The 19,023-nt window shown below is 72.1% G+C and carries 18 protein-coding genes; 8 read left to right on the forward strand and 10 right to left on the reverse strand.

The window, feature by feature from the left end:
* Positions 1–69: 69 nt before the first annotated feature.
* Entirely contained in the window at positions 70–1,449 is a 1,380-nt protein-coding gene (locus ABT092_RS07185; RefSeq protein ID WP_351240721.1) for an APC family permease, read from the reverse strand.
* Positions 1,450–1,569: 120 nt separating this feature from the next.
* Here ABT092_RS07185 and ABT092_RS07190 point away from each other — a divergent pair, with 120 nt between their 5' ends.
* From ABT092_RS07190 to ABT092_RS07215, 6 genes are all read left to right on the forward strand, one after another.
* Positions 1,570–2,586, forward strand: coding sequence for a 4-hydroxy-3-methylbut-2-enyl diphosphate reductase (locus tag ABT092_RS07190; protein ID WP_351240723.1), 1,017 nt, complete (start codon positions 1,570–1,572; stop codon positions 2,584–2,586).
* 70 nt (positions 2,587–2,656) lie between these two features.
* A complete protein-coding gene (gene ppgK / locus ABT092_RS07195; protein WP_351240725.1) occupies positions 2,657–3,418 on the forward strand; it encodes a polyphosphate--glucose phosphotransferase in 762 nt (253 codons plus the stop codon).
* A gap of 143 nt (positions 3,419–3,561) precedes the next feature.
* A complete protein-coding gene (locus ABT092_RS07200; protein ID WP_351240727.1) occupies positions 3,562–4,254 on the forward strand; it encodes a DUF6542 domain-containing protein in 693 nt (230 codons plus the stop codon).
* A gap of 131 nt (positions 4,255–4,385) precedes the next feature.
* Positions 4,386–5,474: a redox-regulated ATPase YchF gene (gene ychF / locus ABT092_RS07205; protein WP_351240729.1), complete on the forward strand. Its 1,089-nt coding sequence runs from the start codon at positions 4,386–4,388 to the stop codon at positions 5,472–5,474.
* Positions 5,475–5,670: 196 nt separating this feature from the next.
* A complete protein-coding gene (locus ABT092_RS07210; RefSeq protein ID WP_351240731.1) occupies positions 5,671–5,955 on the forward strand; it encodes a type II toxin-antitoxin system Phd/YefM family antitoxin in 285 nt (94 codons plus the stop codon).
* Positions 5,952–6,206, forward strand: a complete 255-nt coding sequence (locus tag ABT092_RS07215; protein ID WP_192234823.1) for a Txe/YoeB family addiction module toxin — start codon at positions 5,952–5,954, stop codon at positions 6,204–6,206. The genes ABT092_RS07210 and ABT092_RS07215 overlap by 4 nt, the downstream gene beginning before the upstream one ends.
* Before the next feature lie 173 nt (positions 6,207–6,379).
* On the opposite strand, the gene ABT092_RS07220 is transcribed toward ABT092_RS07215, so the two are convergent.
* From ABT092_RS07220 to ABT092_RS07250, 7 genes are all read right to left on the reverse strand, one after another.
* The gene (locus tag ABT092_RS07220) at positions 6,380–6,529 is read right to left on the reverse strand and encodes a hypothetical protein (RefSeq protein ID WP_351240733.1); all 150 of its coding nucleotides are present in this window, start codon (positions 6,527–6,529) and stop codon (positions 6,380–6,382) included.
* Between the two features lie 518 nt (positions 6,530–7,047).
* On the reverse strand, positions 7,048–8,334 hold the full coding sequence (locus tag ABT092_RS07225; protein WP_351240735.1) for an IS701 family transposase: 1,287 nt from the start codon (positions 8,332–8,334) through the stop codon (positions 7,048–7,050).
* Positions 8,335–9,553: 1,219 nt separating this feature from the next.
* Positions 9,554–11,497 carry an anthranilate synthase family protein gene (locus tag ABT092_RS07230; RefSeq protein WP_351240737.1) on the reverse strand — a complete coding sequence of 648 codons (1,944 nt, stop codon included), beginning with the start codon at positions 11,495–11,497 and terminating at the stop codon, positions 9,554–9,556.
* Positions 11,497–12,174, reverse strand: a complete 678-nt coding sequence (locus ABT092_RS07235; protein WP_351240739.1) for an isochorismatase family protein — start codon at positions 12,172–12,174, stop codon at positions 11,497–11,499. The genes ABT092_RS07230 and ABT092_RS07235 overlap by 1 nt, the downstream gene beginning before the upstream one ends.
* A 22-nt stretch (positions 12,175–12,196) precedes the next feature.
* Positions 12,197–12,997 (reverse strand): 2,3-dihydro-2,3-dihydroxybenzoate dehydrogenase, encoded by an 801-nt coding sequence (locus tag ABT092_RS07240; RefSeq protein ID WP_351240741.1) that lies wholly within the window; start codon positions 12,995–12,997, stop codon positions 12,197–12,199.
* On the reverse strand, positions 12,994–14,169 hold the full coding sequence (locus tag ABT092_RS07245) for a 3-deoxy-7-phosphoheptulonate synthase (RefSeq protein WP_351240743.1): 1,176 nt from the start codon (positions 14,167–14,169) through the stop codon (positions 12,994–12,996). Before ABT092_RS07245 ends, ABT092_RS07240 begins: the two co-directional genes overlap by 4 nt.
* Before the next feature lie 330 nt (positions 14,170–14,499).
* Positions 14,500–15,168, reverse strand: a complete 669-nt coding sequence (locus ABT092_RS07250) for a flavodoxin family protein (RefSeq protein ID WP_351240745.1) — start codon at positions 15,166–15,168, stop codon at positions 14,500–14,502.
* A 292-nt stretch (positions 15,169–15,460) separates the two neighbouring features.
* Between ABT092_RS07250 and ABT092_RS07255 the strand changes: the two genes are divergently transcribed.
* Positions 15,461–15,856: a YybH family protein gene (locus ABT092_RS07255; RefSeq protein WP_351240747.1), complete on the forward strand. Its 396-nt coding sequence runs from the start codon at positions 15,461–15,463 to the stop codon at positions 15,854–15,856.
* Between the two features lie 53 nt (positions 15,857–15,909).
* Here the strand turns inward: ABT092_RS07255 and ABT092_RS07260 are convergent, their stop codons facing one another.
* Both ABT092_RS07260 and ABT092_RS07265 read right to left on the reverse strand, forming a co-directional pair.
* Positions 15,910–16,710, reverse strand: coding sequence for an arylamine N-acetyltransferase family protein (locus tag ABT092_RS07260; protein WP_351240749.1), 801 nt, complete (start codon positions 16,708–16,710; stop codon positions 15,910–15,912).
* A gap of 13 nt (positions 16,711–16,723) precedes the next feature.
* Positions 16,724–17,731 carry an amidohydrolase family protein gene (locus ABT092_RS07265; protein ID WP_351240751.1) on the reverse strand — a complete coding sequence of 336 codons (1,008 nt, stop codon included), beginning with the start codon at positions 17,729–17,731 and terminating at the stop codon, positions 16,724–16,726.
* 277 nt (positions 17,732–18,008) lie between these two features.
* Between ABT092_RS07265 and ABT092_RS07270 the strand changes: the two genes are divergently transcribed.
* Entirely contained in the window at positions 18,009–19,016 is a 1,008-nt protein-coding gene (locus tag ABT092_RS07270; RefSeq protein ID WP_351240753.1) for a 3-oxoacyl-ACP synthase III family protein, read from the forward strand.
* The last annotated feature ends 7 nt before the right edge of the window (positions 19,017–19,023 follow it).

The following is a 19,023-nucleotide window of genomic DNA, read 5'->3' on the forward strand; positions in this document are numbered from 1 at the left end:
TCCCGGGTCCGGTCCCGGGCCCAGCGCCCGGAAGCGGTCGACGGAGGCGGGAGCCCGCGCCCACCGGGGCTACCCGACGACCCCCGCACCGTCCGGGCGCCCCCGCTGCACCCACAGCACCACCAGGCCCACCGCCAACCACACCGCGCCCACCAGCTGCGCGATGCCCGAGGCCTCCACGATCACCGCGACCGTCACCGCCGCCCCCAGCACCGGCACCAGCAGGTGCCGCCACCACACCACCGGCCCGCCGTGCCGTCGCACCACGAACCAGCCGACGACACTGGCGTGCAGCAGGGTGAACGCCGCCAACGCCCCCACGTCCACCACCGACACCAGCCGGTCCAGCCCGTCGTCCCGCCGCGCCGCCCACACCGCGGCGACCAAGGTGATCACCGCCGCCACCACCAGGGCCACCCGCGGCGTCCCGCCCCCGGTGCGGGCCAAGCCCCGCGGCAGCCGACGGTCCCGGGCCATCGCGAACAGCAGCCGCCCCGCCGCCGCCTGCCCGGCCAGGGCCGCGAACGCCGCACCGATCGCCTTGCTCACCGCCACCAGATCGTGCAGCCACGTCCCCACCGACGCGTCCACCGCGTCGTAGAAGGCCGCCCCCTGACGCCCCGGCTCCGCCGCCAGCTCCGCCGAGGAGACCGGCTGGAGCAGCGCCGCCAGGTACGTCTGCGCCACGAACAGCGTCCCCGCCACCACCAGGCACACCAGCACCGCCCGCGCCACCTTCGCCGACCCCCCGGTGACCTCCTCCGCGAACGAGGCGATCGCATCGAACCCCAGGTACGACAGCACCGCCACCGACACCGCGCCCAGCACCGCCGAGAACGCGAAACCGGTGTCCCCCGCGAACGGCGACCACCACCCCCGTTGCGCCCCGTCCCGGACCAGCACCACCACCGCGGCCACCACGAACACCGCGAGGACCACGATCTCCATGGCCAGCACCGCGAACCCCACCCGGGCCGCCGCCCGCACCCCCCACAGGTTCAACAGGGTGGTCACCACCACCGCGAGCGCCGTCCACACCCACTGCGACACCTCCGGGACCAACGCGTTCATCGCGATTCCGGAGAACAGGTACGCCACCGCGGGGATCAACAGGTAGTCGAGCATCGCCATCCACCCGGCGACGAACCCGGCCCCCGGGCCGAGCCCCGCCCGTGCGTACGCGAACACCGAACCCGCCTGCGGCACCACCCGCACCATCTGCGCGTAGCTGTACGCCGTGAACGCCATGGCCACCGTCGCCACCGCGTAGACCAGCGCGACCGCCCCGTGCGACCGGGCGTCCAGGGCCCCGAACACCCCGACCGGAGCCATCGGGGCGATGAACAGCAGGCCGTACACCACCAGGTCCCGGAAGCCGAGGGTCCGCCGCAGCCCCCGCTCCGCGCCCGGCGCCTCCCGTCCTCCGCCCGCCGCACCGTCCGTGGCCATCGCACCGCCTCCGTCGCACCGAACGTCCGCAGCGGTCGACCCCCGCGCAGGCGGGGCCGTGCTCCGGCACGCCCAGTCTCCCGAAGCGGGCGCTCCGCGACCTGTCGGACGGGCCGTACGATGGTCCACATGACTGCTTCGCCAGCCCGCCGGGTCCTGCTCGCCGCCCCCCGTGGGTACTGCGCCGGTGTGGACCGGGCCGTGATCGCCGTCGAGAAGGCCCTGGAGCAGTACGGGGCCCCGATCTACGTCCGGCACGAAATCGTCCACAACAAGTACGTCGTCCAGACCCTGGAGCGGAAGGGCGCCATCTTCGTCGAGAAGACGGCCGAGGTACCTCCGGGCTCGATCGTCATGTTCTCGGCGCACGGCGTCGCCCCCGTGGTGCACGACGAGGCCGCCCAGGGCCGACTCGCCACCATCGACGCCACCTGCCCCCTGGTGACCAAGGTCCACAAGGAGGCGATCCGGTTCGCCCAGGAGGACTACGACATCCTCCTCATCGGACACGAGGGCCACGAGGAGGTCATCGGCACCTCCGGCGAGGCACCCGACCACATCACCCTGGTCGACGGCCCCGAGGACGTCGCCAAGGTCGAGGTGCGCGACCCCTCCAAGGTGGTCTGGCTCTCCCAGACCACCCTCTCGGTCGACGAGACCATGGAGACCGTCGACGCCCTGAAGGACAAGTTCCCGCAGCTCATCTCGCCGCCCAGCGACGACATCTGCTACGCCACCCAGAACCGTCAGGTCGCCGTCAAGCAGATGGGCGCCGAATCCGACCTGGTCATCGTGGTCGGCTCGCGCAACTCCTCCAACTCCAAGCGGCTCGTCGAGGTGGCCCTCCAAGCCGGCGCCCGCGCCTCGTACCTGGTCGACTTCGCCAGCGAGATCGAGGAGGCGTGGCTGGACGGCGTCACCACGGTCGGCCTCACCTCCGGCGCCTCGGTGCCCGAGGTCCTGGTCGAGGAAGTGCTCGCCTGGCTCGCGGTGCGCGGCTTCGAGGACGTGGAACTGGTCAAGACCGCTGACGAATCGATCACCTTCTCCCTGCCGAAGGAACTCCGCCGGGACCTGCGTGCGGAGGCCGCTTCCCTGGTCAACGAGGGTGCGGAGGCCCCGCGACCCACCGTGTGACGGACGAGTCGGTGGCCGGGAGCAGTCATTCGGTGAGTGGCCCGCGCCCGCGGGCCGTACCGTAGGCCGCATGGAGATCTTCGGTGTGGACATCGGCGGCTCGGGCATCAAGGGCGCGCCCGTGGACCTGGACCGTGGCGACCTCGCGACCGAGCGGCACAAGGTCCTGACCCCGCAGCCCGCGACCCCGGACGCGGTGGCGGACGGCGTACGCGAGGTGGTGCAGCAGTTCGACTGGAAGGGCCCCGTCGGCATCACCTACCCCGGGGTGATCACCGACGGAGCCACCGTCCGCACGGCCGCCAACGTCGACAAGGGCTGGATCGGCGTCGACGCGCGGGCCCTGCTCTCCGAGCGGCTCGGCCTGCCGGTGACCGTGCTGAACGACGCGGACGCCGCCGGGGTCGCCGAGATGCGCTTCGGCGCCGGCCGGGGACGGGGCGGCACCGTGCTGCTGCTCACCTTCGGCACCGGCATCGGCAGCGCCCTGTTCCACGACGGGGTCCTCATCCCCAACTCCGAGCTGGGCCACCTGGAACTGCGCGGCCAGATCGCCGAGAAGCACACCTCCACCAAGGCCAAGGACGACCACGACCTGAGCTGGGAGCACTGGGCCCGCCGGGTCCAGCGGTACCTGTCCCACCTGGAGCTGCTGTTCTCGCCGGAGCTGTTCATCATCGGCGGCGGGGTCAGCCGGAAGGCCCACAAGTTCCTGCCGCTGATCGAGGGCATCCGCGCGGAGGTCGTCCCCGCGCACCTGGAGAACAACGCGGGCATCGTCGGCGCGGCCATGCGGGCCGCCGAGGTGGAAGCCGAACGGCGCACCGGCTGATTCCGCCCCGGCCCGGCGGGCGCACCCGCCGGGCCGGCACCGCGTCGGACGCGACGCCGCGCACCCTCGAACACACCCTCAAGGTCGACTCAAGGGCGTGTCCCGCTGGCCTCTCAGCACATAACCCGACCTAAGTTGGACCAGTGGAACAACCCAGGACGCGTCCCCCGCAGAACCGCTCGCGACGCCCCGCGCCGCTCCCGCCCCAGGCGGGTCCGCACGGCCGCGGGGCCACCGCCCGCGGGCGGACCGGCGGCGGGCCGCCCCGTCGCCCCGCGCCCCTGCTCCGCCGGGTGCGCGCCCTGCCCAACCCGCGGCTGACCGGACTCGGCGGCGGCCTGTTCTGCCTCGTCTCGATGGCCCTGCTGGGCGGCCTCGCCCAGGTCCTGTTCGACGGCTCCACGACCGTGTACGGGGTGCTGTTCCTCCTGCTCAGCGCGCTCACCGCGGTGTGGGTGCGCCCGGCCGAACTGATCACCGCGCCGGTCTGCGTCCCCATCGCGTTCGCCGTGGGCGCCGTTCCCCTCGCCGAGGGCTCCGGCCCCGCGGCCCGGGCCATGGGGGTCTTCACCGTCCTCGCCCTGCACGCGGACTGGCTGTACGGGGGCACCCTGCTCGCGGGGCTGGTCGTGACCGTGCGCAAGGCCCGGCAGCTGGCCCGCCGGGCCGCGGCGGTCCGCGCCGCGCGGGCCGAACGCTCCGCCGCCCCGCCCGCCGGCAGGGCCCCGGCACCGCCGCGCTCCGCCGCTGCGCCGAGCGCCCGCCGCACCCCGGCCGGCCGGGGCGGCCGGCCCGCCCCGCAGCGCGCCCCCGGCCCCCGGCGCCGCACGGTCTGAGTCGGCGCCCGCCACCCCGTCGGCCGGGCGCGACACCCCGTAGACTGTGGGATCGGCCCGCGCACCGGGACCCCGCCGGGGACCGGGAGACCAGGCCCTCCACCCACGCCTCTCGTACGGGAAGTCGCAACGTGTCGCTCACGATCGGAATCGTCGGTCTGCCCAACGTCGGCAAGTCGACCCTGTTCAACGCCCTGACCAAGAACGACGTGCTGGCGGCCAACTACCCGTTCGCCACGATCGAGCCGAACGTCGGCGTGGTCGGCGTCCCCGACCCCCGGCTCGGCAAGCTGGCCGAGGTCTTCTCCTCGCAGCGCCAGCTCCCGGCGACCGTCGACTTCGTCGACATCGCGGGCATCGTCCGCGGCGCCAGCGAGGGCGAGGGCCTGGGCAACAAGTTCCTCGCCAACATCCGCGAGTCCGACGCGATCTGCCAGGTCATCCGGGCGTTCAAGGACGAGAACGTCGTGCACGTCGACGGCAAGGTCTCGCCGAAGGACGACATCGAGACGATCAACACCGAGCTGATCCTCGCCGACCTCCAGACCATCGAGAAGGTCCTGCCCCGGCTCCAGAAGGAGTCCCGGATCAAGAAGGACGTCCTGCCGAAGGTCAAGGCCGTCGAGGCCGCCCAGGAGATCCTGGAGTCGGGGCAGACCCTGTTCGCCGTGGGCATCCGCCAGGGCACCGAGGCCGCCGAGCCGCTGCACGACCTGCACCTGCTCACCACCAAGCCGTTCCTGTACGTCTTCAACGTGGACGAGGACGAGCTGACCGACGAGGCCTTCAAGGACGAGCAGCGCGCCCTGGTCGCCCCCGCCGAGGCGATCTTCCTGAACGCCAAGCTGGAGGCGGACCTCGCGGAGCTGGACGAGGAGGAGGCCCTCGAACTCCTCCAGTCCGTCGGCCAGGAGGAGCCCGGCCTGGCCACCCTCGCCCGGGTCGGCTTCGCCACCCTGGGCCTCCAGACCTATCTGACGGCCGGCCCCAAGGAGGCCCGCGCCTGGACCATCAAGAAGGGCGCGACCGCTCCCGAGGCCGCCGGAGTGATCCACACGGACTTCCAGAAGGGCTTCATCAAGGCCGAGGTCATCTCCTTCGAGGACCTGGTCGAGACCGGCTCGGTCGCCGAGGCCCGCGCGAAGGGCAAGGCCCGCATGGAGGGCAAGGAGTACGTGATGCAGGACGGGGACGTGGTGGAGTTCCGGTTCAACGTCTGAGCGTCGTGTTACTGCAAGCTAGGAACTTCGTCAAGCTTGCAGGTGGCAAGGGGTCGGCTTCCCGGGCAGTCGGCCCCTCGTCGCCTCCCGTGCTGGGATCGTGCTGGGATTCCTGATCTTTCGTCAGGTATCTGCCCTGTCTGGGAGTGGTGAAAGTGGTACGTTATTCGGTACCGTAATCGGGAAGGGGCAGGTCATGTCCATAACTGCGAGTGAAGCCCGCAAGGCACTCTTTCCGCTGATCAAGAAGGTCAACGACAATCACGAGGCCATCGAGATCGTCTCCAAGCACGGCAACGCGGTGCTCGTCTCGGCCGAGGACTATGCGGCGCTACGTGAAGGCTCGTACCTCCTGCGCTCTCCGGCGAACGCTCGCCGATTGCTCAAGGCGTACGAGAACGCCCTGGCCAACATCAACGTGTCCGAGCGGGGTCTGATCGACCCCGACTCGCCGGATGCGGCACGTGAGGGTGCCGCGTGAGGCTCGTCTTCGAGGATCAGGGCTGGGAGGACTACACGTCCTGGCTCAAGAACGACCGGAAGATGCTCGCTCGGATCAACAAGCTCATCGAGGACGTCAAGCGTGACCCCTTCACGGGGATCGGCAAGCCCGAGCCGCTGAAGTACCACTTGCCCGGGGCATGGTCGCGGCGGATCGACGATGAGCACCGCCTCGTTTACCTGGTCACGGACAAGGAAGTCGTCATTCTCGCGGCTCGTTATCACTACTGACGTCCGGGACGTTTTCTTGTGGGACGCGGCCCGTGCAATGCAGGCTGGCGACAGGAGGCGCTGCCAGGGCCACAGCCAGGGAATCATGTCGCCCATGGCTTGCTGCGGTCGGGCGTGGAATCTTGAGTGTGCTGGGGCACCCGGCGGAGAGTCAATCTGCCGGGTGTCGCCGGTCAGCCGGAACCAAACTTTGCCTCGACCTGGGTGACCAGGTCGCGGCACTTTGTGGTGTTCTTGAAGAGCGGCGCGAGATAGTTGTTCGAGTAGGTGCTCTCGATGGCCTCGGTCAGGTGCTCGAGAGCGATGCCGGTCACCTTGTGCACCCGCTTGGTCTCCTTGTCCCAGTCGTAGTTCGCATCGTCGACCTTGTCCAGTCTCAGTTTGGTTGAAGACCAGCTGCAGCACGAGCCGGTTCCCGTGCGCGGCCACCGCGAACTCCCTGTCGACGAGATTCCTCCGGCGATCGGTCAAGTCTGCCTCGACCGCACGCATCACTTGAACGCAACGCCACACTCGATGCGCGCTGGTCCCGTTGTTGAACAGGTTTGTATACGGTGCTCGTTCGGTGTTTTCGGACAGCCGGCCAACCGCGCTCTTCGCCAGGACTGTGTAGTACGGATTGTTGTGGGCGCAGGCAAGGGCGACGATTGCGTCTTCGACTGTGCACCCGTCACTCTCTGCGGGCACGTTTTCTCCGCGCTTGACGGAAGGGGTCGGGCTCCGTGGGAGTCCGGCCCCTTCGGCGTCTGCTCCCCTCGGGCCGGTGCGCGCCCCGGGACGCCCGCCCCGTCGGAGGGCGGGCACCCGAAGGGGGAGGTGCCGGCGCTCGTCGCCCGGTGGGTCAGCCCGGGGAGACCGAGCGCTGCGCGGGGGTGCGGGGGAGGGTGCGGGCGCGGGCGGGTCGGGGGGCGTCGAGGCCGCGTTCGGCCCGTTCGGCGGCCAGGTAGGCCACCGAGGCCAGGGTGACGTGGCGGTGCCACCCCGCGAACGAACGGCCGACGAAGTCCCGGATGCCCACGCGATCGGCGCGCGCGACGCCGTGCCGCTCCACCTGACGGCTGAGCCCGATGAGGTGCACCAGGGCGGCGTGGTCAGCCGTCGTCATATCGGAGAGCCAGAGTTCGTCCGGCCACCGGATGCCGCCGCGCCCCACCCCGAGTAAGAGCAGGTCCCGACTGTCGCGGGCCCGTTCGGCGGTGTCGAACGCGACCGGAAGGCGGACCCGTACGGCGGCGACGAGTTCGACGGCGCCCGGGTCGGAGGGGGCGCTCCGCGGCACCTGCCTGCGGTGGCTCTTGGCGAACTGGGCGATCTGCGCCGCCTGGAGCGGGTTCTCGCCCCAACCGGGCAGCGCCGGATCGTCGGGCAGCAGCCAGGTGTCACTCGCGATCCGGGTGAGGTGGGGCAGGCCCGCCGCGGTGAGTCGGCTCACCATCTTGATGCCGTCGAGTCGTTCCGCGTTCAGGATCACCGGCCGTTGCGGGAGGCGCATCCGGGCGGCGGTCTCCCGGTAGGCGCTCACCATCGAGTCCTCCGGGGCCGGGTCCGGTGCGGCCGCGCGGACGGAGGACGGCAGGGCGTCCGGGCGACCGGTGCGGTGCAGTCGCGAGGGCAGGTGCAGCCACCAGTTCAGCGGACTCGCAAAGTGCGGGGACACCCCCCAGACCCCGATCGCCTGCTGTGCGGTGACGGCCTGGCCGTGCTCCCAGGAGAACGTGCGGGTCACGCCGACGGAGTGGGTCCCCGACTTGGGGATGACCATGGGGTGCAGGACACAGGCCAGGGGCGGCTGCCGGCGGACCAGGTGACGGCCCAGCGCCTCCCGCATCGGGTTCCACTCCCAGGTGGAGTCGTTGATGAAGTGGTGCAGCCCCTGGTCGTTGACCTCGTCGCCGAGGTAGGCGGCGATGTTCCGCACCGACTTCCGGCCGGAGGCGCCCAGGAGCCCGCGCAGGTACATCAGGCACTTGCGCCGTTGGTCCGCTCGGGGGAGTGCGCTGAACACCACCGGTGACAACTCCGCCAGGGCCCGGTCGATGGCGACCTGACGCGCCGGGTCGGGAACGGACCGGTGCACGGTGCCGTGCTGCGCGCGGAGTTGCGTGGACTCTTCCTTCGTCAGATGCATACCACTCCTCCTGTCATGCGGTGCACTGAATTCCGGGGGCGGTCGGCCGCGGGTTTCCGCGGCGGGCCGTGCGGACGCGGCCCGTTGGTGAAGGGCTTGGGTGAAGGGCTGGGGATTCCGGGGGCGTGCGGGGGTGGGAATTGCGGCACTCGGAAAGGGGAATCGGGCGACTTCCCCGCAGGGGGATTCCGGGCGGGGAACGGGTGGGCGCCCGAGGCGGCGCCGCAGGGCGTAGTGGCGCGCAGCGGGCCCGTACGGACGGGAGGGCGTCGCTCGGCGGCGCGCCCCCGGTCGGGGGACGGCGGTCGGGGAGCGGGCCGTCCCCCCGACCGCGGGCGCGGGAACCTGCCGGACCGGCGGGTGGGGGTGGTGGTCGGGTCACCCCGGCAGGGGATTCCTAGGGGGTGGGGGGTGATCCTCGCCGGGTGGCCGGGGCGCGGGCCGGAAGGGGGGCGGCGTCCCTCGACGGCCGGGGACAGGAGGGACTCCGGGCCTCGCCCGGGAAGGTCGCCACGAGCTCTCGGGTGAAACGTTTCCGCTCGGTCCGTTCCCGTCGCGTGCCGTGCTCCTGCATGAATCCCCCAGTGTTCCGATCCCGCACGGAGTGGTCGAAGTGCGGGGTGCGGGATCGGTGCCCGTCGCGGGAAATGCGCGGGTGGCTTCGATTTCGGTCGGGTAGATGTATGACTTCTTGAAGTCAAACGCACGGGCCATATGCGGCGCAAGTGGGGTCGCCGGTCAGCTGGTCATGAGCAAGGTCAGACCTGTCATCTGCGCAGCATTTTTTGCGGAACCGGTAATGAGCTCGGAGAACGACGAGGTGGGGCGCCCTTTCCGCGGCGCCGGTTCCCGTACCGGCACGGCGCGGACGTGGGCGGACGGGGCGGCGGGGGCGGTGCGGTGCGTCCGGCGCTCCCAGGGCCGCTCCGGGGGAGGGCGGGGCCGGCCGAGCACCACGGAACGGCCGTAGGCGCGTCCCCCCGCAGGGGGCGGCGTCTACGGCCGCTGACCTCATCAGTCAGCTTCGGTCATCACCGGTCATCTCCGGTTGGCGAGATGACCGGAGCAGAGCCCGGAACATCTGGACCTGACCCGGGGCGGGGCGGACGGGAGGAATTCCGACGGGGCGGCAGGGACGCCCCCCACGCCCCCGCTCCGTGGGCGGTGCCGGCGGGGCCGGGTGGTGCTGACGACCGACGGCGTGCCGCGGCCCGTCCGGTCAGGCCCGGGCGGGTCGCGGCACGCCGGTGAGGACGTCGGCCAACAGGGTGCCGAGGATCCGTACGCCGCCGCGGGTGAGCACCGACTCGGGATGGAACTGCACTCCGGCGAAGTGCGCTCCCCGCAGGGCGTGCACCTCGCCGGTGTCCGGGTCCCGGCCCATCTCGACCGGACCGATGCCGGGGGCCTTCCACCAGTCCTCGGGGGCGTAGGCCGCGAAGCTGTTGTAGAAGCCGACCCGCTCCCGCCGGCCGAAGAGGTCCACCGACTTCTGCACGCCCTGGTGCGGGACGCCGCGGGGACGCACGTCCAGGCCGAGCCGGTGGCTGAGGACCTGGTGGCTCAGACAGACCGCGAGGAACGGCTGCTGCTCCCCGAGCAGCCGCTCGATCCCGCGGTGCAGCCCGTCGATCCTGGGCTCGTCCCGCAACAGCGGGTCGCCGGGTCCCGGCCCCATCACCACGAGGTCGTGGTGCTCGAAGGCGTACGGCTCGTCGAAGCGGCGCACGCTCACCCGTGCGCCCAGCGAGCGGAGTTGGTGCGCGATCATCGAGGTGAAGGTGTCCTCGGCGTCCACGATGAGCACCCGCCGGCCGTCCAGCGCCGGTGCGGCGGGCGGGGCCGGTGCGGGGCCGTCCAGCCAGAAGCGTGCGAGGTCCTCGTTGCGGGCCCGCAAGGCCGTGCGCACCGAGGGGTGACCGGCCAGCGAGCCGCGGGGTCCCGACCGGAGGGCGGCGAGCAGTCCCGTCGCCTTCGCCCGCGTCTCCGCGACCTCGGCCGCGGGGTCGGAGTCGCGCACCAGGGTGGCGCCCACCGCGAGCGTCATCCGGCCGGTCGGGGCGATGTCGGCGGTGCGGATGAGGATCGAGGAGTCCAGCGTGCGCCGGCCCTCGCCGTCCCGGCCGACGAGGGCGGCCACCCCGCTGTAGTAGCCGCGGCCACGGGGTTCGTAGCGGCTGATCACCCGACTGGCGCTCTCCAGCGGGCTGCCCGTGACGGTGGGGGCGAACAGGGTGGCGTGCAGGATCTCCCGCACATCGCGTTCGGTGCGCCCCTCGATGACGTACTCGGTGTGCGCGAGCCGTGCCATCTCCTTGAGGAACGGGCCGATCACGCGCACCCCGTCCTCGCAGATCCGGGACATCATCTTGAGTTCCTCGTCCACGACCATGAAGAGCTCGTTGGTCTCCTTGGGGTCGGCGAGGAAGTCCATCACGCCGGTGAGGGTGGGCCCCGACGCCGGGTACCGGTACGTCCCGCTGATCGGGTTCATCACCGCGGTGCCCCCGAGCAGGCTCAGGTGGCGCTCCGGCGTGGCGCCGACCAGGGTGCGCTCGCCGGTGTGGACCAGGAACGTCCAGTAGGCGCCGGACTCCTGGACCAGCAGACGCCGGAAGAAGGCGGTCGCGGCGGCCGGGGTGTAGTCGGTGATGTCCGCGACGAAATCGCGCTTGAGGACGAAGTTGGCCCCGGCGCCGGTGCCGATCTCGTCGACCAGGACGGTGCGCACCAGTTCGGCGTACGCCTCGTCGGGGATGTCGAAGTGTTCGCCCGTCAGCCGGATCGAGACGTCGGGCACCCGGGCCAGCAACTCAGCGTGGCCGACCGTCGTCTGCTCGGCCACCGTCATCGCCACCAACGGGCAGCCGTCGTCCGGCGCGGGGAAACCGCGTTCGGCGAGTTGGCGGTAGGGCAGCAGCGCGAGCACGTCGGCCCGGGCGGGGCCGTGCGGGACGTCGGGCAGCGGGAGGTCGGCGATCCGCGCCAGGTGCTGCACGGGGCCGCTGAGGACCTCCACCCGGTCGCCGGCGCCGGTGTGCGCCGGGCGGTGCAGCAGGGCGAAGGGGGGCGGGTCCGGGGACAGGACGCGGGCGAGGAGGTCTCCGTCCGCGGGGTGCGCGGGGGGCGACTGCGGGGCGTCCCCTGCTGCTTGCCGCGGCATCAGGCGACTGCTTCCCCGGTCGGTGCCGCCGTCCGGTCGAGCAGGGGGCCCGAAGCGGTCGGCAGCCCGTGGACGGTGGTGACCACGGCGCACCGGCGGGCCGCGTAGTCGAGTGCGAGCCGGTGGTCCTCGGCGCAGAAGTCCGCCACCGCGTCCGCCACGAGGAAGGTCTCCAGGTCGTGCGTGAACGCCTCCAGCGCGGTGGCCAGCACGCCGACGTGGGCGTACACCCCGCAGACGACAAGCTGGTCCCGGCCCCGGTGGCGCAGCCAGGGGAGCAGCCCCGACCGGTGGAACGCGCTGTAGCGCCACTTGGTGAACACCTGCTCCCCGCCGCGCGGGGCGAGGGCGGCGGTCACCGCCCGGTCGTCCGGGTCCAGCCGCATGCCCGGCCCCCAGAAGTCGTTCAGCAGACCCCGCTGCTGCGGGGTCATGCTGCCGGGCTGGGCGGTGAACGCGACGGGCATGCCGAGGCGTGCGCAGCCGTCCCGGAGCAGGGCGACGTTCTCCACCAGCTCCCGGCGCTGGGCGGGGGCGAAGGGCCGCAGGAAGTACTCCTGCATGTCGTGCACGAGGAGCGCCGCACGGTCCGGACGCACCGTCCACCGGGCGGTGTTGGGGGGCAGGTCGGCTTCGCCGGGCATCGGGTAGCCGGCGATCCGGGGAATCCCGGGCATGGTTGGTCCTCTCAGGTCGGGCTCAGGCGCCCAGGGCGGCGCCGCCGTCCACGGTCAGGTGGTGCAGGGTGATGTGCCCGGCCCGTTCGGAGAGCAGGAACAGCACCGCGTCCGCGACGTCCTCGGGCTGTGCCGTCTTGCCGAGCGGGACCCCCACCCGGAAGGCGTCGGGGTCGCCGCGCAGGGTGCGGGTGCGCCCCTCCTCGTCCCGCCACATCGACCAGAGCATCGGGGTCTCGGTCGATCCCGGTGCCACCACGTTGCACCGGATGCCGTACCGGGCGACCTCCAGGCCGAGCGACTTGGTGAACATGGCCGCCGCCGCCTTGGACGCGGCGTAGCCGGCCATCTCCGCCCGCGGGGTCGTCGCCGCGTTCGAGGCGATGGTGACCAGCGCGCCCCGGCGGCGCTCCACCATCCGGTCCACCACGGCCCGGGACACGTGGAACACCCCGCCCGCGTTCACCGCGAACATGTCCGCCCAGTCGCGGGCGCTCGTCTCGCGCACCGGCCCCGTCCGCAGCAGCCCGGCGGAGTTGACCAGGTACCCGATCGGCCCCACCCGCTCCTCCACCGCCGCCACGACCGTCGCCACCGAGGCGGGGTCCGTGACGTCGGCCGGGTGGGCCGTCACCGGAAGCCCGGCGCGGCGCAGCCCGTCGACGCGTGCGTGCAGCACGTCGGCCCCGCGGTCCACGGCGGCGACCCGGGTGCCCCGCCCGGCGAGGGCCCGGACCACGGCGAGTCCGATGCCGCCGGCGGCCCCGGTCACCAGGGCCACCTCCCCGCCCCTCGGGTCGGTGCCCGATCCCCGCGGTGTCATCGCGGTCGTCCTTCCGTCGCGCGGCGGGGTGCGGACGGGTCGCCCTCGCCCCAGACGCCCAGCACCTCGACCGCCTGCGCAACGGTGAGCCGGGGGTCGCACAGGCTCGTGTAGTCCTTCTCGACCAGGTCGACCTCCCGCTCGTCGCGCACGCACTCGGTGACCCGGTCCGGGGTCGTCTCCAGGTGGACTCCGCCGGGGAAGGCCCCGGCGGCGAGCAGCACCGCACGGAACGCGCGCACTTCGCTCTGGAGGGTCCGCACGTAACGGGTCTTGCGCCCGCTGGGCGTGACGACGGTGTTGCCGTGCATGGGGTCGGTCATCCACACCACCGGGTGTCCCGCCGAGCGCACCGCGGCCACCAGCCCGGGGAGCCTCTGCGACACCGTCCCGGCGCCCATCCGGACGATCAGCGTCAGCCGGCCCGGGCGGCGGTCGGGGTCGAGGACGGCGCACAGCCGCAGGAGTTCGGCGGCCTCGATGCGCGGGCCGATCTTGACGGCCACCGGGTTGACCACCTGGGCCAGCAACCGCACGTGGGGGCCGTCCGGCTGCCGGGTGCGCTCCCCGATCCACGGCCAGTGGGTGGAGGCGAGCAGCAGTTCGCCGTCGCCGGTGGCGCGGACCAGCGGGAGTTCGTAGTCCAGCACCAGGGCCTCGTGGCTCGTCCACACCGGGCGTTCCACGCGGGCGGGGCGCCCCCAGCCGAGCCCGGCCAGGATGTCGCCGGCGGCCCGGTACCCGCTCATCAGGCGCAGCGGGTCCGGGGCCCGTTCCTCCGGGCCCGGGCCGTTGACCAGGTGGCCGCGGAAGACCGCGAGTTCCGTGCCGTTGCGGGTCTCCGTCGGCCGGGAGCGGGGCTTGGCGAACTGGCCCGCGATCCGCCCCACCCGCACCACCGGGCGGCGTCCCCCCAGCTTGAGGGTGCCGGCGAGGACGTCCAGCACCGCGGCCTTCCGGGCCACCGCCGCGGTGCCGCACTCCGCCGGGTCCTCGGCGCAGTCCCCGGCCTGCACGACCTCGGCGGCCCCGGCGCTGACCAGGGCCAACTGCGCGTGCAGGACGCGCACGTCGGCGGCGTGGACGAGGCCGGGGCGGGCGGCCAGGAGACCCCGCACCCGCCGCACCTGTTCCCGGTCCTCCCAGGCCGGCTGTTGTCGTGCTTCTTCCATCGGGACCGATAGCAATTCCCTGGTCAATTCCTGCTCCAGTTTTTTCGCATGGCGATCCACGGGCGGTGGTGACGCTGTTTCGCCCCACCGGATTCGGGCGATCGAGGTGCCCGGGTGACGTGGAAACGAGCGGACGACGACAGCCCAACCCTGACGCGGGGAAGCGGGGTCGACCAAGGTGCGGCGGTCCGGTTCGTCAGGTCAGCGGATATCTGTCAGTTCCACGCGGTCGGCCGAAAGCGGCCGGCGGCGAAAGGCGGTGGACCGCGGCGAAGGGAATTCCGCGGCACGGTCCTGACGCCGACGGAACGATTCGCCGCCGCCCCCGGCTCAGACGTCCAGGCCGAAGGTGCGCAGCCGTTCGTCGCTCACCATGGCGATCTTCGGTTCGGGGCGCAGGCCCCGGACCAGCGCGCCGGCCACCTGGAGCGTGCGCAGGGTCTGGTACTCGATCGCGTCCAGGTTGTCCTCGGTGACGCTGTTCGCCTCGTGCCGGGAGATGGTGCCGGTGCCGTACGGCGCACCGTTCCCCGGCTGGTGCAGCACGGCGGCGGCCGAGCCGTTCGGCACGATCACCGCGCCCCAGTGGCAGAAGGCGTTGTGCAGGGCGAGGATCGCGGCCTGTTGGCCCGCGTGCGGCATCGAACCGGAGGCGAAGGCCGACACCGCCTTGTTCATCAGCCGGCCCGGGATGGCCACCGGCCCGGTGTGGTCGATGAAGTTCATGATCTGCGGGGCGGGCAGGCCGTAGTGGACCGGCGTCCCGACCATGATGGCGTCGGCCCACACCAGGTCCTCCAGCGCGGCCTGCGGGACGTCGGCCGTGTCCGCGTTCAGCGCGTCGTAGGCCGGGCGGTCGAGGACCATCGGGTCGGGCAGTTCGGCGACCTTGCGCACCCGGACCTCGGCGCCCGCCTCCAACGCCGTCTTCGCGGCCTTCTCCACGAGTTGGTAGGTGTTTCCGCTACGGGAATGGAAGAGCAGCGTGAGATGGGTCAAGGGAAACACTCCTTGTCGACCTGTGCGGACGGGACGGCGTGCCACGAGCAACAGCAGCATGCAGGTTCCGGAATGGTGCAAACAGTTCCGTTCCGATGATCTGTCAGGTCCGTTCGGCCGCGCCCGCACCCCATCGGCGGAAACACGTCGGGGAATCCGGTCGAGGAAATTCGGAAGAAGGGCGGGGGTGCGCCGAGCGCCTTCCGGGCCGGCTCCGACCACGGCCGCGGAAGCTGACAGACATTCCTTCTCCGGGATGTGGGGACGCCCTTTCCGGTGCTCTACTCTCCCCATGTCCGACATGCGAAAGAGCCATGGCCTCCCGGTCGATCCGGCCGACCTCCCCTACGCGTTCGCCGACGCCTTCAACGCACGGGACGTCGCCCTGCTCGACCAACTCTTCGTCCCCGAGGGGATGCACGTGCGGCAGCCGGGCAGCACCTCGTCCGGGGCGGAACGGCGCGCCGCGCTCCCGGTGGTGGTCCGCGACCGGGTGCCCATCAGCGTGGAGCTGCGCCACGTCTACGTGGTGGGCGACACGGCCCTGTTGATCAACGACTACGTCCACGACGGCCCCGGGGCCGACGGCCACCACGTGCACGTCGAGGGCACCGCCACGGACATCGCCCGCCGGGGCGGCGACGGGGTCTGGCGCTACGTGATCTCCAACCCCTCCGGCACCTCCTGACCTTCACCCGTGCACGGGAGCGGGCCGGCCCCGCGGCCGGGGCCGGCCCTGGCTCACTCGAACGACATCCGGACGGTGCCGTTGCCGACGTCCGTCGCGGGGAGCCGTTCCAGCGTGATGCCGAACCGCTTCCCGTAGACCTCGCGCACCTCCGCCTCGTCGAGGAGGCGGCGGGTGTACCGCTCGTCGCCCACCACCTCGGTGAACCGGTCGCCCTTCAGCGTGACGCGTCCGCCGTCCGTGGGCAGCGAGCAGAACAGGTTCTGGAGGAACGGGGAGTCCGGTGCCGTCCGGTACCACCACAGCGTGGGGCCGAAGTCCGCCACGGAGCACGGCACGTCGTACACCCGGTACTGGAGCGCGCCGTTCGCGCTCACGTCCGAGCCTCCGTCCCGGGCCGGCACGATCCGGTACTCGCCGTGCGGGTCCGTCTGCGGGTCCCGCGTCCCCAGGTCCAGCGGGAAGCGGCTGTTGCGTCCGAAGCCGACGTCCACCAGCCAAGCGCGCCCCTCCAGCCGCACCTTCAGCGCCAGGTGGCACAGCGGGGCCGTCAACTCGCCCTTGATCCACACCCGGCCGGGCATCAGGGAGACCTCGTAGCCGAGCGCCGTCAGCAAGTGGGAGAGCGCCGGGTTGAGCTCGTAGCACCCCCCTCCGCGGCGCTCGATCACGACCTTGTCGACGGAGCGTTCGTCCATGTGGATCTCTTCGCCGAGGTGGTACCCGAGGTTCTCGAAGGGCACCGAGTACAGGTGGCGCGACTGGATTCCGCGCAGCCCCTCCAGGTCGGCGGTGGCGGGGCGCTGCGCGGCGATGCGGTCGAGATAGGCCGTGACCATGGAGTCGGCGAGCATGTGGACGGTCCTCCTACGGGTGAGTGGCGAATCGGGGGAAGAGCGCGGCGGCGTTGCCGAACTCGATGCGCTCCCGTTCCCGCGCGGTGAACCCGCCGCGGTCGACGACGTGCCGACTGCCCGCGGCGGAGAACGACTCGGGCATGAACGGGAAGTCCGAGCCGACGAGCAGCCGCTCGACCCCGGCGAAGGCGCGCACCGAGGGGAAGGCGTGCGGATCGCCGATCATGGCCGTGTCGCCGTAGAGGCGCCGCAGGTAGCCGACGGGGTCCTCGGGCAGCCGCTCGGCGAGGTCGGCGCGGATCAACGGACCGCAGGCCAGCCGGGCCGCGTAGTAAGCGATGCCGCCGCCTCCGTGGGAGAGGATGACGCGCAGCCTGGGATGGCGGTCCAGGGTGCGGTGGTAGAGGAGCTGCGCGGCCAGCCGCACCGTCTCGAACGGGAACTCGCAGAGCGACAGGGGCAGGTCGAACGAGGGCTGTGCGACGGGGGGCGCCGTCGGGTGGACGAAGAGCGGCGTGCCGCGCCGGGCGGCCTCCGCGTGGAAGGCGTCCAGCGCGGGGTCACCGACGTACACCCCGCCGTAGTTGGTCACCAGTGCGGCGCCGTCCAGCCCCAACACGTCCGCGCTGTAGGCGAGTTCCGCGATCGATTCGTCCACGTGCGGCAGCGGCAGCACGGCGAAGGCCCCCAGCCGACCGGGGTGCGCGGCGACCAGTTCGGCGAGGAACTCGTTGACCCGCCGGGCGAACCGGGCGCCGGTGGCCGGGTCCACGGCGGGCACTCCGGGCCAGACGTTGACCACCGCGGCCCGGATGCCCTGGCGGTCCATCATGTCGAGGCTGGTCCCGATGTGCCACGCGGGCCGGTCGACGCCCGGCAGCGTGGACGCGAACCCGAGTCTCCTCAGCTCCGAGACGTAGAATTCCGGAAGGACGTGGTGGTGCACGTCGATGGCCCGCGCCCAGGCCGGACCCGGGTCCGTCGAATCCCCGGAAACCGCCGTGTCGTTCGTCTCCATGACATCCCCTGAAAGGCATTGCCCGGTCGACCGGGCACTTCGGCGCAACGCTACGCATTCCGTCGAACGGCGTCACAGGGCGAGCGGTGAGTTTGTCACCTCGTTCTCCCCCGAGCCGCATTTCCGATTGCCGGTGCCACGGAGTTGACACTTGTTCCGGAGACATGTGGATGTCCTCCTTCGGGCCTCCTACCTTTCGATCGGAGCTGTCGTATCCGAACGCCGTGCGCCGCTCCGTCCGGAACGTTCGCGCGGCGAGGACCTGAAATGAGTCACCATGGACAGTCGTGCAGTCGCAGCAGTCCGTGCCGGTGGCGCGGTCGGAATCCTCGGCACCGGTTCCTGCGTGCCCGGCAACGTCGTGACCAACGACGAGGTCGGAGCCCGGGCCGGAGTGACGGACGCATGGATACGGGAGCGGACCGCCATCCGCGAACGCCGGTGGGCCAAGGCGGACGAGGCCACCTCCGACCTGGCGGTGGTGGCCGGCCGCAGGGCGCTGGACCGGGCTGGGGTGACCGCCGCCGAGGTCTGCCTGGTGCTCGTCGCGACCTCCACGCCGGACTCGCCGCAGCCCCCGACCGCCGTGGCGGTGGCCGCCGAACTGGGCGTGCCGGCCGGTGTCCCCGCCTTCGACCTGAACGCGGTGTGCAGCGGCTTCGTCTTCGCCCTGACCACGGCCGAACGACTGATCAGGACCACCGGGGGCCACGCCCTCGTCATCGGCGCCGACATCTACTCCCGCACGCTCGACCCCACCGACCGGCGCACCGTGGTGCTCTTCGGAGACGGCGCCGGAGCGGTGGTCCTCGGGCCGGTCCGGGGCGGCGGGGTCCTCGCGACCCAGCTCGCCAGCTTCCCCGAGCAACGGGACCTGATCCGGGTGCCCGCCGGCGGCTCCCGGACGCCCGCCACCACGGCCACCCTCGAACAGGGGCTCCACTACTTCGCGATGGACGGGCGGGCGGTGCGCCGCTTCGTCGAGACACGGGTCGGTCCCCTGCTGCGGACCTTCCTGGACACCCACCTCGGGACCTCCGGCGCGGCGCCCGTGCACTTCGTGCCGCACCAGGCCAACGGCAGGCTCACGGCGGCGCTGGCCGCGGAACTCGGCTTCCCGCCCGAGCGGACCCACTCCACGGTCGAGCAGTACGGCAACACCGGCGCGGCCTCCGTGGCGGTCACCCTGGACCGCGCCGCCGCCCGCCTGCGCCCGGGGGACCGGGTCGTCCTCGCGGGATTCGGCGGCGGCATGTCCGCCGCATTCGCCCTCGTCGAATGGTGAGCCCACG

The sequence above is a fragment of the Streptomyces sp. NPDC002490 genome (assembly GCF_040296045.1).
Taxonomy (GTDB): domain Bacteria; phylum Actinomycetota; class Actinomycetes; order Streptomycetales; family Streptomycetaceae; genus Streptomyces.